The sequence below is a fragment of the Bacillus cereus group sp. MYBK15-3 genome (assembly GCF_051916765.1).
Classification (GTDB): Bacteria; Bacillota; Bacilli; order Bacillales; family Bacillaceae_G; genus Bacillus_A; species Bacillus_A cereus.
Map to the genome: position 1 here is coordinate 333628 of NZ_JBQAHG010000006.1, position 14596 is coordinate 348223.

Here is a 14596-nt window from a genome sequence, read left to right on the forward strand (position 1 = left end):
TTATAAAATGGGGGATAAACATGAGAGAAACAGATAAGTTCGTATTTTTCTGGGGTGATGAAGATGTGTATTCTAATTTCTTCTATGCTCCTTTCAAACATAAGGGTATTGTATTTAAATGGTCGGAGCAGGCGATTATGTGGCGTAAAGCTAAGCTGTTTGGGGCGCATAAAATCGCTGAACAAATTTTGGAAGCGGATGCGCCAATTAAGTGTAAAAATCTAGGGAGAAGCCGTCAGATACCGTTTAATGAAGATGTTTGGGTTGAGAACAGATGTAAAGTCTACCAAGAGGTGTTAATGGACAAATTCTCATTGCCACATCTTAAAAAAGAAATTCTAGCTACAGGAGATAAGCATTTAGTAGAAGCCAGTCCGTTTGATGACATCTGGGGAATTAAAATGGGTGAAAATCATCGCCATGTAGAGAATCCTGATAAATGGCGAGGGTTAAATCTACTCGGTGAGGTCTTGATGAAAGTCAGAAAGGAGTTAAAAACTTCGTAATAAGCAAATTTTACGATATGTAAAGAAATTGACATATGAATTAGGTTGGTAGGTGGCGCGAACTCCCTTACAATGGATATTGAGGTAACTAACCGTAGGGGAGGTCGTGTAATTGAGTACCGAGGGGAAGATATATTTGTTTCAAATATGCTTAACGGTGGGACTTATCGTTAAGGTTGTATTGGATTTTCTATTGCTAGGTAGGATTGGTATATTCCTTTTTCCGGCTATAGTGGCATTAATTTGGTCACTACCGAGACATAATCCAATCTTTATCGGGTGGTTAGAGGATTGGAAAGATAGGTATGGAAAATAGAGGTGTTTAAGTGAGTAAGTTAGACGAGTTAAAAGATATCGCAAACATGTTTAAAGGTGACAAGGTAGTCATGAGGAGTATGTGTGACTCTGGTGTGATAGATTGGGCGGTAGAGCAGGCTGAAAAGGTTGAAAAGCTAGAGAGGGACAATAAAAGACTAGCTGAGAAAATGGTTACGGTGTTAATCAGTAACATAGAGTTGATGGATGAAGCATATCCTTCATGGAGGGTTCATGCGAAGGACGATATCAATAAGCTTGCTACATTACTAGAAAATAGCAGTAAAAACAAAGCAGGGGGCTAAACTCCTGCTTTTTGTTATGGGGCTGAGGTGGTAGGATAGGAACATAGAAATGTACTTAGGTAAGGGGGATTCTTATGAAGGTAAAATTGTCGTTAATTGATGGTCGTGAGGCTACAATTGAGGTAAATAACCAAGAGAATATAGAGGTATTTGGGGTTGAGCTTTCCAAGTTTAAAGCCGATGGAAGTCCGATAAAGGGTGTAAATACTTGCGGAACGTATATTAAAAACGGTCTTGATTACATTGATGTACACGCAATTACAGGATTTACAGATGTGAGTAGTGCTGCTAAGCGTTGGGCTGCTAGTAGAAAGTAAGAGGTAGTAGGAACAAAAAAGACCAATCGGGACAGCATGCTTTGTAGCAGAGGCTTGATTGGTTCGTGTATATATAGTTTAAGGGGAGCGGGGTACATAGTCAATGGTTTGCGACTTAGTTACGTTCCCTATGTTTGAACGAAAATATTGACTAAAATATAATAAAGTGGTATAGTATAGCAAGGAAGAAGGAGGGGTTTTATTTTGAATGAGCATATTGATGTGGCTGAGAAATGGCTCTCTGAGCTTCAGAAACAAGCGAAAAAAGAAGATGGTAACAAAGTCCTTAAAGAACAAGTAAAAACGCTTAAATGGCTAATTAAAAAGGCGAAAGCGGTTAAAGGGTTGGATATAGAGAAAACAGACTATCGAAATACGCTTACGAGTATTGTAGAGGACGATATTAAGGGGTTCTCTAGTAGTGATATCTTGGGTCAGATAGTTGGCATGGCTTCGGATGTTTTGAAAAGGCATAATGAAGGTGGTTGATGACATGCTTAAAGATATAAAGAAAGAACGAGAATACGTTCCGGATTTTATGTATATCGATAGGTTAGAAGAGTATATTGAGAAACTAGAAAAAGAAAACAAGAGACTAAAGGATGGTGCAAATGGTATGGCTATGAATGTAGGTTTTAAAACATGGGAAGAGTTTCAGAAGTTTATACAAGGGTTAGATGGGGAGCGGTGCTTAAAGGTTAATTACGACCCTGATAATGAAAGGTACGAAGTATGGACGGGAAGCCAACCTTATAAATTTTATGAAGATGAGTTGGATGAGTACGATAGAGAAAACATAGCGTTGAAAAAAGAAGTCAAACGGTTAGAGAAAATTATAGCTAAACTGAAGGGTAAAGCGATAGGGGTCATAAAAGATATACACCTTCGGGATATACACGGAGAAGTACACGCTACTGCAATGGATGTATATGATGGCGGGTTTGATAAAGGCGATACGTTTGAGAAATACGGACTTCTGTTAAAAGTTATCGAGGTTAAAGATGAAGTTATCGTAACGGAAATTACAAAGGAGGGGTAACCCTTCTTTTTTGTTGTGATAAAGAAAGTAGCAATAAGAAAAAGAGATTTAGTTATAGTAATTGTAATAAAGGTAACGGTATAGGAGGTTGGGATTCTATGAAACTAAGTGATATTAAAGAAGATAAGAGTTTATGGGAAAATCAGACCCTTGATGGTGTGGGGAAAGTCCTTTTAGTTGAGGAGAGTTATTACGATGGGATTGTGCAGTTGGTTACAGGTTTAGAAGATAAGCCCGGGCATATGTATGAGGGTTGGGTTGATACTATTCGAAAGCAGTTAAAGGAGTTCTCTCAACAACAGCCCACAGATTTGTTTCTATTGCGTAACCATCTAATGATGGTACTAAAAGACGTAGAGGCGGAAATCAAGCGACAAGGGCTAAAAGAAACGGAATAAGAGGTGTCTTAAAGTGGAGAAGTGGAGCGAGGAGCAGATAGAGCAAGCTAAGAGAGAGGTCGAGGCAGAATGGGAATCTATTCGTTCCATAGACGAGGAACTGGCTGCGTGTAAGAAACGTATAGCAGAGTTAGAGGAAAAAAGGTCGCAGCATACGGTAGCTAAGCAAAAGAAAGAGCGTACGTTATTTTCGCAGGGTTGGTGGCTTACGGAAGATGGTTGGTCTGACTTAAATAATAAGTGGAGGAAGGTAAAATAAGCCTTCCTTTTCTTACGGTTACTATTGACTAAAATATAATAAAATGGTATAGTAAAAACAGATAAAACGTTACAACAAAAGGAGTGGTAAGCGTGGTAGAAAAAGTATTTCGGATTTATGTAGAAACGGGTATGGTATTTGATTTTAAAACGGATTGCTACGATAACGCTAAAGCGCTTGTAATTGACTTAGAAGAAGCAGATACGTATGCAAAAGTGCCTGAGGGTGTAAAAATGACTTCGAACTATTTTGATTTTGACGGGGTAATGGTACATACAAAGGCAAAAATCATAGGGGTAATTGAGGTAAAAGAAGATAAATAAAAAAACAGGAGGTAATGAAGATGTACGACGTGTTAGCAGTTGTGGAATATGGTGAAAGTGTGGCATTGGTGTTAGACAAGCCTGTAGAGTTTTCGTATCAAAAACATGGGGATGTAATTATCGGGCGTGATGCTTCTGGAGCGTTTGTAAGATGCTTTGAGTACAGTAAGCCTAAGTCTGGTGGGACGTTAGCGTTTGGCGGTAAGGAGTTCGATATTACGTTAGAAAACGGTGAGGTCATTCATTGTTATGGTCAATGGTGGAGTGGCGGTTATGAGGTAGCTGCTAAAGTTCTAAACAAAGAGTTGGTCGATGTTGTGTATAAGGATAAAGAAAGTTTAGGAAAGAGTTATGGATTTAGCGGGTGCTTAATGATTAAAGAGCAAAAACGTGCTTGGTTGCAGAGGTACACAGGTAAGGTATATGGATACAGCGAATATGAAGATATTTTAAAAGGTAAACAAACAGCGTAGGAGGTTATTGGGGATGTATGAAGTAGTCGCGATGGTTATATTTAATGGGGAGAAAGCTCCTGTCATAGCAAAGAGAGCAGAGTATACGTTTCGTAAATATCCGGGTCTTATTATCGGTCAGGATGCGGTAGGAACGTTTCTGAAATGCTACAAGTACGACAGACCTACGAAATACTTTAAAGCGTTTGGTGGCGATGAGTTCGATATCCATTTAGAGGACGGTGAGGTTGAGCATTGTTATGGTCAGTGGTGGGACGGAGGTTCTGACCAAGCTGCTGATATTTTAGGTAAAGATATTATTCGGGCTGCATACGGCGTGGAGAAGGAGTTAGAGAATTGCTATGTGTTCTCTAGTGGGTATGTAGTTAAAGAAAAGTTCGAGGAGCTAATGGCTAGCTATACAGGTAAAATATATACTTCCGATGAGTATAAAGAGTTAATGCGTGAGAGAGGGTTGGCTAAACGTGAAGCTGAGGAAGCTAAATGAGTATGAAAAGAAAGTATTACAACTTGCTGCAGTACGTATAGGGAAACTCATACTTCTTGTCGCCATTATTAAAGGTATTCGTTGGTGGTTACGTGCAAACTCTGACTGGTTAGTGGGTCAAATAGATACAATACAGAGGGAATCCGGGATTACCTTAGAGCAGATAATCTATGCGTCAACCACGGCGGGTATTATTACTGGGATTGTGTTTTTGATAGCTGGGTTTATGTTATTTGGCTTGAAGTTCCTAGAGAAAAAGGCGTTCACGGTTATCGTTTTCGGGTTCATTATAGACATGATATTTGTTCGACTATTCCCGGATATTTTAGCGGCAATCGTACGGGCAGTAACTGGGGTACATTAAAGGATTTTGATAAGTGGGTTACATAAGTAAGAGAAGATATGTGGTTTAATAAAATACATAAGGGAAGTATGGTGAAGTTAAGGTGAGAATTTCAGAGGAGTCCATAAAGAGACAGGCTACAGCGTATATAAAAGACGGTGTGTTAGTTAAGTGGAGATTTAACGATAGCGATACGACTACGTTTTATGCTCGTATGTGCGAGAAGTATCAGAAGCGTGAGCGATTAACAGAAGAGGAAGTTGCGGACGTGAAGGCTATTGGGAATGTAGTTATTGAGCAAGAAAGAACACTAGAGTTTATCGGGTTTACTGGGTCGGTTTGGAGAGATTAGTAGCGTAATCGCATGAATATTTAATGAAAATAAATAGAATAAGGGAGTTGTGGGATGATGAAAAAGGTAATAGTAAAATGTGAAAAATGTAATGGTAAAGGGTATACAGGTACTGGGTTTACTCCTAGAGGAAATCAGTATCGAGATGTTTGCAAACACTGTAGAGGTGAAGGAGAACATCCGGCTTATGTGGAGGATGCTGAAGTTGTCGAGCGTCCAAAAGAAGTCTAAATGTCTAAATAGCTAAGTTTTCGTGTAGAGAACTTAGCTATTTTACTACGAATATATAGGAGGTGTGTGCTTTGGAGGATTATTTTGAAACCGCAAGGGATGCAATTCGGTGTTTGTGGGAGTATTTTCTCGATGGTCATAGAGAGGGTATTTATTTGCTTGTGAATACAGGTGTTGGTGAAGCAGTTATTACGGATAACCCGTCGGGAGTTATTCATGGATGGATTACTAGTGATTACGATAACAGTGTAAAAAACTTATCCGAGTTTAAGGTGTACTGCTATAGAAAAAATAAAGAGTCTATCACGAGTCCTGAGTTTAAGAAAAGCTGTATTCCGGGTTTTATTAGGTCAGAAAGGTGTGTAAAAGCAAAGGTTGAAGTCACGGTTACTGTTGAGTAAAGACGTAGGAGGGGTTATATATGTTAGTAAGTAATAGAGGTATTCAGTTAGTTACACAAACGCACGAGAAACGTATGCTAACGGTCGAGGATTACGGTAAATGGTACGATTTGTTTCTTATTGAACCAGACGGAACGGTTCAAACAGTTGAGTGGAATCAGCATTTCGATAAAGGTTGGAGAGACCACTGTATTGTGCCACAATCGTTTAAAGATATGGCTAAAGAACTGGGCGCTTCTTACGATGAGGATACTTGGGAAAAGGTTTGTGATATGTACGAAGAGAACTGTTTGTAAAGGAGTCTGATTGTGATGAAAATGTGTGTAAACTGTAAAAGCCGTTATTGCGTTGGTGAAGGGTATAGAGACATGTGCAGTAAGGACTGCTACGAAACGTATTGGATAGATATAGAAAAGTTATTTGCAGGGGAGAATGTAAGCGATGAGTAAGGTTTCAGATGAGTCAGTAGATAAAGCGTTAATGGAGTTGTGGAGACTACGCGGTGGTTTACGGGACGGTGCGGGGTTAATGTCGCCAGACGCATACGAAAAAGAGTCCCGGGATATTGCGTTCCTTGCTATTAATGTAATTCAGAGTATGCAGGAGGAGTTAAAGCAAATAAGGGGGTAAGTAGTAATGAAGATGTTAACAACAGAGTGTAAAGGTTGCGGGGGTAGTGGCTTTAACGGTCGTGGAACTGGGTACGGAGATGTATGTGATGATTGCGGTGGAAACGGGGAGCATCCTATTCATGTTGGAAAAATAACACACAGAGCCTTGCAGGAAAAGGATATTGTGAGAGCTAAAAGACATAAAGATGAAGTAATTCCGTACCGAATTGAAAGCATAGAGGGTGTAGAGGCAAAATGTACGAACCTGCTAGATGCCTATGTGTATGTCATTCCGGTAGATGAATTATATGTATGGATTGTAGATTAGATAAAGAGGTGTTAGTGTTTGGTTGCATGTTGTGATGATTTAGCGATACGTATAATACGTAACTCGTTTGAAAAGTTAGGTAAGAGTGTTGATTTCTTAACTGATGTTGAGGTACGAACAAAGTCAGAAGAGGCATATAAACATATACAGAAGTTAGGGATTGATATAAATACCGAGGGTGACCGATATCTGTCTGAGGTGTATAAAATATTCGGATGTTAGGGGTGTTGAAATGTCTGAGAATAAGCTTCAAAACATGATAGGTAAGATGGAAGAGGCTAGAGCAAAAGAGCTTGGGCTATCTGTAGAAGAGTACCGAAAAATGCTAGCTGAGAAGGAAAGTAAAAGTAGAGAAGAAGCCAGTAAGTATCTAGGTTCTAAGGGTTGCGAGCAGGATATGGAGAGGTTAAAGGACGAGTAAGGGGGCAAAGGTATGAGAGATGTGATACACGATTGTTTAGTAGATTTATTTCCAAGATTAGAACCTACGGAGGAGCGTATAACGGCAGTTGCTGATGGGCTTCCCCAGAATGTTAAAACATTAGCAGCTGAGTGGGGTTGGAACGATACAGAGGTTAGAGATAAGGTATTTGTTTGGATACGTGAGAACGCCGATGAGGTAGCAGGGCAGCTGCAGGTAACTACTACAGAGCCTATGGTGATGAATGAGGATTATTTTAGAAAACGGGCGGAAGCAATGAAGGAACATGTAGCAGATAACGAGCAGAGCAGCTATTATCAGCTAGGTGCGGTTACTGTTCTGGAGGAGTTGGCTAATCTGCTTCGTGATGGGAAACTTATTATAAAAGAATAAACAATTAGATAGCTAGTTTTTAACTGGGGTCTATAGAAATGGAGAGGTTAGCTGTGGGTATTTTTAAAATCGCACATTTTTACAGTAATAATCATGATGAGAGTTCGTTCTTCGTAAAAACGAATATAGCTACGGAAACGCTAGGGGAAATCATTGCATGTCTTCAGTTTCGGTTTGAGGACTTAGTAGATGAATCTTTGTGTATGGAAGGTGGGCATGTGTTGTCGCTTTTAACAGAATTCTTCGATGTAGAAGATGTTACGGAGGAATATAAAAAATACCTACCAGATATTCAGTTAGATACAGCTAAATGGAGAGACGTGAATGTAATTGCGATACCTAAAACAAATGAAATTATCACACAAATTGACCAGTACCATATGAGAGAAAAACATTGTGGGCGTAACTATAAAGAGTTAGTAAAGAAACGACTGCCTAACTGTGAAGAGTTCGATAAGGCGATTACAGACTCTAAATATAAATACGAATATTGAGGTCTAACCAAAGGTTTAGTTAACGAAATGATGGCGAGTAATTTTGTGATAACGGTGTGGACTTAAGAAAAATAGGAAAATGGTATACTTATAGCAAGTTAAAGAAGTAGAGAGTTGGCTCAGTAAAGGGGTTGGCTCTCTATTTGTATGTAGGAACAATGATTTTAAACCGAAAGTGGGAGTATTGTATGGAGAAGACAATGCATGCATATAAGTGTGAAACGGGTTGCGGAGTGCTTACTACGATTGATAAGTACTATAAAGGTAAGAGAGTGTTCTGTGGCGCTTGTGGGAGTAAGGAAACAATGGTGTATCAAGGCGAGTGTATAGTTAACACGGAAAGTATTGTAAATCGAGTAGGATTTAATTTAGGTATAAATAGAAAGTTAAATAAGTAAGGAGCGTTGAAGTGTGGGTAATGTTAAACAAGTAACAATGAAAATGGGAGATGTAGCATCTCTTATATCTGCTGCGTGTCATGTCCATGATATTAAAACTATAGAGGAGTTAAGAAATTACTTCCTTGATAACTACGATTCTGATATTAAATTCACAACAAATGAAGATAATATCAAAATAGAAGAGTATAAGAGTGGGAAAAGACGTGGCTAGAAAGATGAAGGCTATGCCTTATGAGTTAAAGAAGTTATTAAGGCAGTACGATACATATAACCGGAAAGCAGGGGAGGTTCACCATAAGATTACGAAAAAGCTAGAAGAGTATGGTGTACCTTTTGAGAATATAACGGCTGAGGGTGACGATTATGGGGATGCGCCAAATAACGAGGGGTTTACCTATATTGTCCATTCTGAGGGGAACGTAGAGGATAACATTGAAATGATTGAAGAGGTGTTCCTGTACTTCGTAAACCGAAGTAAACAAGGAGGTTAGTGTATGAATCTACCTATATGCTCTAGAAAGATGTTTGTAGGGGAATTTATCGAGCTTGGATATACAAAAGAGACCAGAAAAGAAAAAGGAATACATCGTGAACATCTAGAGAGTCACGGTTGGGTTTACAAAGGACATAGACGTGAAGGAAATCAATTGATTATGGTGTACCGCAGGTTGTTGGGTGAGGGTGAAGAGCTTGCGTAACATAAATAGCGGTAGATGTGTTTTACGGTCTTTTGTATAGATTTACCTACAAGGAGGATATACATCATGAAAACAAAGCGTATACGGTCTGTTTTACGTGCGAAAGGTTGGCGTAAGGGTAAAAGTAAGGGAACGTTTGAAAAACCTTGTACGTGTGTAAGTTGCGGCGGTACAGGTGAAAGGTCTGGTTGGGTAGCTAACGGAGTGTACCCAAATGTGGATACGTGGTACGAAGCAATGGTTACGTGTAGTGACTGCAAAGGTACAGGAAAAGGCAGGGATGTAACGCACGTAACTATTGAGAAGTTGGAGGGTTAAAGATGCCGGGGTTTGTGATTGGGGATAAGAGCAAAGTCGTTGTAGGTGCAAGAGCAAGTAGGTATATGGAACGAGAAGAGTTAGGTGATTTCCTAGCGGTTAACGATTCCGTATACTGGGTGCGGTCGCCCCTGTTAGGTATGCGGTATGAGATTGTTAAAGATTCTAATGAGGGTAAAGAGTTGGCGGTTATGCTTACATCCGGAGTGTGTGCCGAGGAAATAAAAAGATACCTAGATGAATTGGTGTTAAAACATATCCCAGTCGATGTGTTAGTGTCCGAGATTGAAAGAATCAAAAAAGAGTCATTTGAGGCGGGGGAGCGTTCTATAAAGGACAAATTTAAGAAATTACTAGATTATTGAGGGGTGAGTTACTGTGATAGTTGCAGAAGAGACGGCTTATTTCATGGTTCACCAGTTTAAAGATGAAAAGGGCGTACCGGGTGTGGAAATACTTAATCGACTTACTGGAGACCCTGATACAGATACGTTTGATTGTGCTTTTGAGAATTTGGAGTATGAATTAAAATCGCATGATTATGAGGATAAATACTCAGTTGTTAAAGTACGTTCTGAACTAGAAAAAGATTATGGTTATGTCTGTGGTGATGAATTTGATGTAGGTTTGTATATTGAAGAGGTGGATTTTGGTGCGCTCCTTCCTAAGAGGGAGGATAAAAAAGAAGACGGAGCTGCTCGCGCAAAAAAGATGCAGGAAACCCTTCAAGAATTGAGTGAATTAGGTCTTGGTGATGTCTTAATTGATGTAGGAGAGGTAGTTCCTAGACTAAATAGATGCGAAAAAGATGAGGGATAAAGCAGGACATAGGTCTTGCTTTATTTATGCGGTATTATTGACTAAAATATAAATAAATGGTATAGTAAAGGTACGAAAATAAGTTAGGACATTTAGATACGGAGGGGTATGTGTGAAAACAAAAGGATTAGCGCAACAAATTATTGAGCAGCAGTGTAGAAATGTGAATGAACTGATTCGGGTTAGTGAACTATTGAAAAAAGCATGTAAAGATGCTCCTACAGGTAGTGAGCAAGAAGAGAATTTAAAGCAAGCTTTACAGAGAGTAGATACATTAATCGAGACCTTATAAGACGGGGAGTTATATAGATTCTACTAAGGAGGGGTACAGGTGTTTAATAACCATTATGGAAAACAAAAAGATGGTAGTGTTTTAGATTATGATATGTTCATGACGGTAGGTAAGACAATGAAATGGGATTATGAGGAGCAAGATAGCGATAGTATACGGGTGTTTAATCCTGATACGGACGAGACAATGTTTACAGTAACAAACACAGAGATAGAAGAGCATTTTGGTGAGTTAGCTGAGGATGTTCCTTGTTGGGATGAAATAACGGAGTACGTCAATGGTAGCTGCAGGGATGTTATTATCGAATTTTACAACAGAAAATAAGGGGGAGTTATTTGTGTTTAAAGTTAGGGATAGTAACGGAATGGCGTACAGTCAGGTAAAAAACCCCGCTGCGCTATATGATGCTGAGTTTTCAGTGTTGCATAAAATTGGTGAGAGTGATTTTATCGCTGCTGAGTATAAAAGAATGGTAGAGGTTTACCGTAACGAAGGGTTGTATGGTGAGGCAGATGCCCTACAGACAATGGATTTACCTCATGACCAAGAGGAAATCGATAAGGTGTATCAAATATGCGATTATATCGGGGTATTGCATCGAAAGCATAAACTAAATTAAAAGATGATGTATAAGTAGAAAAGCAACTACGTAGGACATTTACATATAGTAGGTGTCCTTTATAAATACCACTCTATTGACTAAAATATAATAAACTGGTATAGTATAAGTAACAAAAGGAAAATAAATAACAGGAGGGATTCAATATGGAATATACGAAAAAAGGTGAATTGGTAACCAAGATGTTTCGGGATGCGTTTAGAACAAGACCTGGAATGGGTATGTCAGGTTCGGGTCAGCCGTTAGATGTACAACTCAACGAGTTCTTACAAGTTAACAAGCATATAAAAATTGAAAATAGAGAGTTTCATAGAACGGTTAATGAATTGAACGATGGAAGCTTCTATGTTATAGAAACGGAACTAGTATACTTCCGATTGTATTACCCAGAAGATAAAAAAGATGAAAAAGATAAAACAAATAAGGAGTAAAGAGTAAAGGGGGCGTGGATGCGCTCCTATTTTTTATATTTGTAAGGATAATAGGAAGTATGCAGGTAAGGCAGTTAACAAATTTAAAAATAATTTTGCATACAGAAGTGGGTTTGAATATTGATATATAAGGATTTTGGTCGCTGATAGCGAATAACTGGAAGATACTATGATAAATAAGTGGCTCGGAAAGGGGGGAATCTGAGTTACTATATGTATGTACCAAACAGGAAGATGTTAGTAACAAAAGAAATGTTTTCTAAAGTTGGTAAGAGTGATAAGAATACTATTGACCAAAATATAATAAAGTGGTATAGTAAAACTATCAAAGAAAACAAGAAGTTATGAAGTTAGCAAAACAAGCAAAAATAAAAACTGTTGACTAAAATATAATAAAGTGGTATAGTAAGGTCAACAAATAAAATAAGTAAAACAATCGACATAAAACAAATGGAAAGAGGGAATCGACAATGAATAACAAGACAAACAAAATGGTAGGGATTGTAGCAACAGCAGCATTAGCAACATCAATGGTAGCGGGAGCAGGTAGTGCAAGCGCACAAACGCCTGATACATTAAAAGCAAGTGAGCCAGCTAAAGCAAAAGCGGCGGTACAAAATGCACCAACGGCGTATAACGTGCCTATTACATTTGCTAAAAAAGAATACACAATGAAAAAAGGACAATCAAACGTTGTAAATAACTTAGTAGATTTACTAGGTATGTCAGCTAAAGTACAAACGCCGGATGGCTTACGAAGCTTAGAGTATTTTGTTAAATACAATGTAGATGCTGTAGATATCAATAAGGTAGGGGATTACACAGTAAACTTCACATTAAATCATGTAGATGACGATGAGCGTTATACGTTTAAAGGTCAAGGCTCTGCAATTGTCCATGTAGTTGAGTCAGGAAAACCTACAATTTCATTTAAAAACGGTAAAAATATTACTGCACGTGTAGGTGACACATTTGAACCATATAAATATGTAACAGCAATGGATGCTGAGGACGGAAACATTACTTCAAACGTAAAAGCATTCGATACTAAAGCAGGTAAAATGTTAACAGTATTAAATACAGAAGGAACAATCAATGTACAGTTTACGGTTAAAGATAGTGACGGAAACCTGACTACGGAAACAGCAACACTTACAGTATTACCTGCTAAAGAGGTAGAAGATGCAGCCCCTGTATTAAACGTACCATCTAATACAACAATTACTGAGGGTGACAACTTCGATGTAATGAGTGGAGTATCTGCTACAGATAAAGAAGATGGAAACATCACTTCTAAAGTAACGTATGAAGGAAGCGTAAACACAAATAAAGCAGGAACGTATACAATTAAATACACTGTTAAGGATTCTGCAGGTCACACGGTTACAAAAACACGTACTGTTACGGTTAACGCTAAACCAGTAGAGGATGCAGAGCCTGTATTAAGCGTACCTGCTGAAACTACAATTACTGAGGGTGATAACTTTGACCCAATGGCTAAGGTAAAAGCGTTAGATAAAGAAGACGGTGATATTACATCTAAGGTAGTTGTAAATGGAAGTGTTAATACAAATAAAGAAGGAACATATAAAATCCATTACACTGTTAAGGATTCTGCAGGTCACACGGTTACAAAAATTCAAACGGTAATCGTAAAAGCAAAACCAGTAGTAGACGAAGCTCCTGTATTAAAAGTACCTGCTGAAACTACAATCACTGAGGGAGATACATTTGACCCAATGACTGGAGTAAAAGCTACAGATAAAGAAGACGGAGACATTACTTCTAATGTAGTTGTAGAGGGTAAAGTGGACGCTGATAAAGCAGGAACGTACACAATTAAATACACAGTTAAGGATTCTGCAGGGCATGTTGTTACAAGTGAACAAAAAGTAACTGTAAAAGCGAAACCAGTAATTGAAGATGAAAAACCTGTATTAAAAGTACCTACTGAAACTACAATTACTGTAGGTGACAAATTCGACCCAATGACTGGTGTAAAAGCTACGGATAAAGAGGATGGAGATATCACTTCTAAAGTAGTTGTAGAGGGTAAAGTAGATGCATATAAAGAAGGAACTTACACAATCAAGTACACAGTTAAAGATTCTAAAGGTCATGAAGTGACAGCAACACAAAAAATCGTTGTTAAAGCAAAAGAAGAGGTTAAGGACGAAGCTCCTGTATTAAAAGTACCTTCTGAAACTACAATTACAGTTGGAGATAAATTCGACCCATTCGCAGGAGTATCTGCTACGGATAAAGAAGACGGAGATTTAACTGACCGAGTAGACTTTGAGGGTGAAGTAAACACAGAAAAAGCAGGAACTTACACACTTGAGTACTCAGTTAGAGACTCTAAAGGAAATCGTGTGACTGCAAAACGTACAGTAATTGTTAAAGCAAAAGAAGAGGTTAAAGATGAGAAACCTGTACTAAAAGTACCTGGTGAAACTACAATCACTGTTGGCGATAAATTCGACCCAATGACTGGAGTTACGGCTACTGACAAAGAGGATGGAGACCTTGCAGCAAAAGTAAAAGTTGACGGTAACGTAGATACTTCGAAAGAAGGAACTTACGAGTTAACATATACGGTTAAAGACTCTAAAGGGCAAGAAGTAACAGCAACACAAAAAGTTACGGTTAAAGCAAAAGAAGAAGTTAAAAACGAAAAACCTGTATTAACTGTACCAGAAACGGTTGAGTTAACGGTTGGGGATGTATACAATCCAATGACTGGTGTAAAAGCTGTCGATAAAGAAGATGGTGACTTAACTGATAAAGTAATGCATTTCGGTGAAGTAGATACAAACAAAGAAGGAACGTATGAAGTTAAATTCCTTGTTCGCGATGCAGGTGGTAATGAAGTGCTTGCAACACAAAAAGTAATCGTTAAAGCTAAAGAAGATAACGGCAACAACGGTGGTAATGAAGGCAACAACGGTGGTAACGAAGGCAACAACGGTGGTAACGAAGGCAACAACGGTGGTAACGAAGGCAACAACGGTGGTAACGAAGG

At 38.6% G+C, this 14596-nt stretch carries 35 protein-coding genes; all 35 read left to right on the forward strand.

All coding sequences use genetic code 11. The annotated features are described in order from the left end of the window. The first annotated feature begins 20 nt into the window (after window positions 1-20). Window positions 21-506, forward strand: coding sequence for an NADAR family protein (locus ACTFR8_RS24490; protein WP_221660653.1), 486 nt, complete (start codon window positions 21-23; stop codon window positions 504-506). 136 nt (window positions 507-642) lie between these two features. Then, window positions 643-822, forward strand: a complete 180-nt coding sequence (locus ACTFR8_RS24495; RefSeq protein WP_221660654.1) for a hypothetical protein — start codon at window positions 643-645, stop codon at window positions 820-822. Window positions 823-832: 10 nt separating this feature from the next. Beyond that, window positions 833-1126 carry a hypothetical protein gene (locus tag ACTFR8_RS24500; protein WP_440028588.1) on the forward strand — a complete coding sequence of 98 codons (294 nt, stop codon included), beginning with the start codon at window positions 833-835 and terminating at the stop codon, window positions 1124-1126. A gap of 74 nt (window positions 1127-1200) precedes the next feature. Then, window positions 1201-1443, forward strand: coding sequence for a hypothetical protein (locus ACTFR8_RS24505; protein ID WP_193635634.1), 243 nt, complete (start codon window positions 1201-1203; stop codon window positions 1441-1443). 204 nt (window positions 1444-1647) lie between these two features. Next, window positions 1648-1932 (forward strand): hypothetical protein, encoded by a 285-nt coding sequence (locus ACTFR8_RS24510; protein ID WP_440028592.1) that lies wholly within the window; start codon window positions 1648-1650, stop codon window positions 1930-1932. 4 nt (window positions 1933-1936) lie between these two features. After that, entirely contained in the window at window positions 1937-2482 is a 546-nt protein-coding gene (locus ACTFR8_RS24515) for a hypothetical protein (RefSeq protein ID WP_440028595.1), read from the forward strand. A gap of 98 nt (window positions 2483-2580) precedes the next feature. Then, a complete protein-coding gene (locus tag ACTFR8_RS24520; RefSeq protein WP_440028598.1) occupies window positions 2581-2880 on the forward strand; it encodes a hypothetical protein in 300 nt (99 codons plus the stop codon). A gap of 13 nt (window positions 2881-2893) precedes the next feature. Next, window positions 2894-3139 (forward strand): hypothetical protein, encoded by a 246-nt coding sequence (locus tag ACTFR8_RS24525; protein WP_440028599.1) that lies wholly within the window; start codon window positions 2894-2896, stop codon window positions 3137-3139. A 92-nt stretch (window positions 3140-3231) separates the two neighbouring features. Beyond that, window positions 3232-3462, forward strand: coding sequence for a hypothetical protein (locus ACTFR8_RS24530; RefSeq protein WP_221660659.1), 231 nt, complete (start codon window positions 3232-3234; stop codon window positions 3460-3462). A 20-nt stretch (window positions 3463-3482) separates the two neighbouring features. Next, window positions 3483-3935: a hypothetical protein gene (locus ACTFR8_RS24535; protein ID WP_440028601.1), complete on the forward strand. Its 453-nt coding sequence runs from the start codon at window positions 3483-3485 to the stop codon at window positions 3933-3935. A gap of 13 nt (window positions 3936-3948) precedes the next feature. Further along, window positions 3949-4422 (forward strand): hypothetical protein, encoded by a 474-nt coding sequence (locus ACTFR8_RS24540; RefSeq protein ID WP_440028603.1) that lies wholly within the window; start codon window positions 3949-3951, stop codon window positions 4420-4422. After that, window positions 4400-4786 carry a hypothetical protein gene (locus ACTFR8_RS24545; RefSeq protein ID WP_440028605.1) on the forward strand — a complete coding sequence of 129 codons (387 nt, stop codon included), beginning with the start codon at window positions 4400-4402 and terminating at the stop codon, window positions 4784-4786. Before ACTFR8_RS24540 ends, ACTFR8_RS24545 begins: the two co-directional genes overlap by 23 nt. Window positions 4787-4868: 82 nt before the next feature. Beyond that, window positions 4869-5117: a hypothetical protein gene (locus tag ACTFR8_RS24550; protein ID WP_221660663.1), complete on the forward strand. Its 249-nt coding sequence runs from the start codon at window positions 4869-4871 to the stop codon at window positions 5115-5117. Between the two features lie 57 nt (window positions 5118-5174). Next, complete coding sequence (locus tag ACTFR8_RS24555; protein WP_440028608.1) at window positions 5175-5348, forward strand: hypothetical protein; 174 nt, start codon at window positions 5175-5177, stop codon at window positions 5346-5348. Between the two features lie 155 nt (window positions 5349-5503). Beyond that, a complete protein-coding gene (locus ACTFR8_RS24560) occupies window positions 5504-5749 on the forward strand; it encodes a hypothetical protein (protein ID WP_440028610.1) in 246 nt (81 codons plus the stop codon). 20 nt (window positions 5750-5769) lie between these two features. Further along, on the forward strand, window positions 5770-6045 hold the full coding sequence (locus tag ACTFR8_RS24565; RefSeq protein WP_440028612.1) for a hypothetical protein: 276 nt from the start codon (window positions 5770-5772) through the stop codon (window positions 6043-6045). Between the two features lie 12 nt (window positions 6046-6057). Then, window positions 6058-6198 (forward strand): hypothetical protein, encoded by a 141-nt coding sequence (locus tag ACTFR8_RS24570; protein ID WP_440028614.1) that lies wholly within the window; start codon window positions 6058-6060, stop codon window positions 6196-6198. Beyond that, window positions 6191-6379, forward strand: a complete 189-nt coding sequence (locus tag ACTFR8_RS24575; protein ID WP_440028615.1) for a hypothetical protein — start codon at window positions 6191-6193, stop codon at window positions 6377-6379. The genes ACTFR8_RS24570 and ACTFR8_RS24575 overlap by 8 nt, the downstream gene beginning before the upstream one ends. A gap of 6 nt (window positions 6380-6385) precedes the next feature. Continuing rightward, window positions 6386-6688, forward strand: coding sequence for a hypothetical protein (locus ACTFR8_RS24580; RefSeq protein WP_221660666.1), 303 nt, complete (start codon window positions 6386-6388; stop codon window positions 6686-6688). A gap of 18 nt (window positions 6689-6706) precedes the next feature. Further along, window positions 6707-6910 carry a hypothetical protein gene (locus ACTFR8_RS24585; RefSeq protein WP_221660667.1) on the forward strand — a complete coding sequence of 68 codons (204 nt, stop codon included), beginning with the start codon at window positions 6707-6709 and terminating at the stop codon, window positions 6908-6910. 10 nt (window positions 6911-6920) lie between these two features. After that, entirely contained in the window at window positions 6921-7109 is a 189-nt protein-coding gene (locus tag ACTFR8_RS24590) for a hypothetical protein (RefSeq protein WP_221660668.1), read from the forward strand. A 21-nt stretch (window positions 7110-7130) separates the two neighbouring features. Next, on the forward strand, window positions 7131-7502 hold the full coding sequence (locus ACTFR8_RS24595; protein ID WP_440028619.1) for a hypothetical protein: 372 nt from the start codon (window positions 7131-7133) through the stop codon (window positions 7500-7502). Between the two features lie 38 nt (window positions 7503-7540). Then, the gene (locus ACTFR8_RS24600; RefSeq protein WP_440028622.1) at window positions 7541-7996 is read left to right on the forward strand and encodes a hypothetical protein; all 456 of its coding nucleotides are present in this window, start codon (window positions 7541-7543) and stop codon (window positions 7994-7996) included. Window positions 7997-8184: 188 nt separating this feature from the next. Further along, window positions 8185-8394: a hypothetical protein gene (locus ACTFR8_RS24605; protein WP_440028623.1), complete on the forward strand. Its 210-nt coding sequence runs from the start codon at window positions 8185-8187 to the stop codon at window positions 8392-8394. A 13-nt stretch (window positions 8395-8407) separates the two neighbouring features. Then, window positions 8408-8608, forward strand: coding sequence for a hypothetical protein (locus tag ACTFR8_RS24610; RefSeq protein ID WP_221660671.1), 201 nt, complete (start codon window positions 8408-8410; stop codon window positions 8606-8608). Next, complete coding sequence (locus tag ACTFR8_RS24615; protein WP_440028626.1) at window positions 8589-8888, forward strand: hypothetical protein; 300 nt, start codon at window positions 8589-8591, stop codon at window positions 8886-8888. The genes ACTFR8_RS24610 and ACTFR8_RS24615 overlap by 20 nt, the downstream gene beginning before the upstream one ends. Before the next feature lie 3 nt (window positions 8889-8891). Further along, window positions 8892-9095 carry a hypothetical protein gene (locus tag ACTFR8_RS24620; protein WP_193635656.1) on the forward strand — a complete coding sequence of 68 codons (204 nt, stop codon included), beginning with the start codon at window positions 8892-8894 and terminating at the stop codon, window positions 9093-9095. A 66-nt stretch (window positions 9096-9161) separates the two neighbouring features. Further along, on the forward strand, window positions 9162-9413 hold the full coding sequence (locus ACTFR8_RS24625; protein WP_440028629.1) for a hypothetical protein: 252 nt from the start codon (window positions 9162-9164) through the stop codon (window positions 9411-9413). A gap of 2 nt (window positions 9414-9415) precedes the next feature. Next, window positions 9416-9778, forward strand: coding sequence for a hypothetical protein (locus tag ACTFR8_RS24630; RefSeq protein ID WP_440028632.1), 363 nt, complete (start codon window positions 9416-9418; stop codon window positions 9776-9778). A 13-nt stretch (window positions 9779-9791) separates the two neighbouring features. Continuing rightward, window positions 9792-10232, forward strand: a complete 441-nt coding sequence (locus ACTFR8_RS24635) for a hypothetical protein (protein ID WP_440028634.1) — start codon at window positions 9792-9794, stop codon at window positions 10230-10232. 112 nt (window positions 10233-10344) lie between these two features. Next, on the forward strand, window positions 10345-10524 hold the full coding sequence (locus ACTFR8_RS24640) for a hypothetical protein (protein ID WP_440028635.1): 180 nt from the start codon (window positions 10345-10347) through the stop codon (window positions 10522-10524). A 39-nt stretch (window positions 10525-10563) separates the two neighbouring features. Beyond that, a complete protein-coding gene (locus tag ACTFR8_RS24645) occupies window positions 10564-10848 on the forward strand; it encodes a hypothetical protein (RefSeq protein WP_440028638.1) in 285 nt (94 codons plus the stop codon). 13 nt (window positions 10849-10861) lie between these two features. Continuing rightward, window positions 10862-11143, forward strand: a complete 282-nt coding sequence (locus ACTFR8_RS24650) for a hypothetical protein (protein WP_440028641.1) — start codon at window positions 10862-10864, stop codon at window positions 11141-11143. A gap of 146 nt (window positions 11144-11289) precedes the next feature. Next, window positions 11290-11574: a hypothetical protein gene (locus ACTFR8_RS24655; protein WP_221660679.1), complete on the forward strand. Its 285-nt coding sequence runs from the start codon at window positions 11290-11292 to the stop codon at window positions 11572-11574. A gap of 470 nt (window positions 11575-12044) precedes the next feature. Further along, window positions 12045-14596: immunoglobulin-like domain-containing protein (locus ACTFR8_RS24660; protein WP_440028643.1), on the forward strand; the 2552-nt coding region annotated here is incomplete at its 3' end.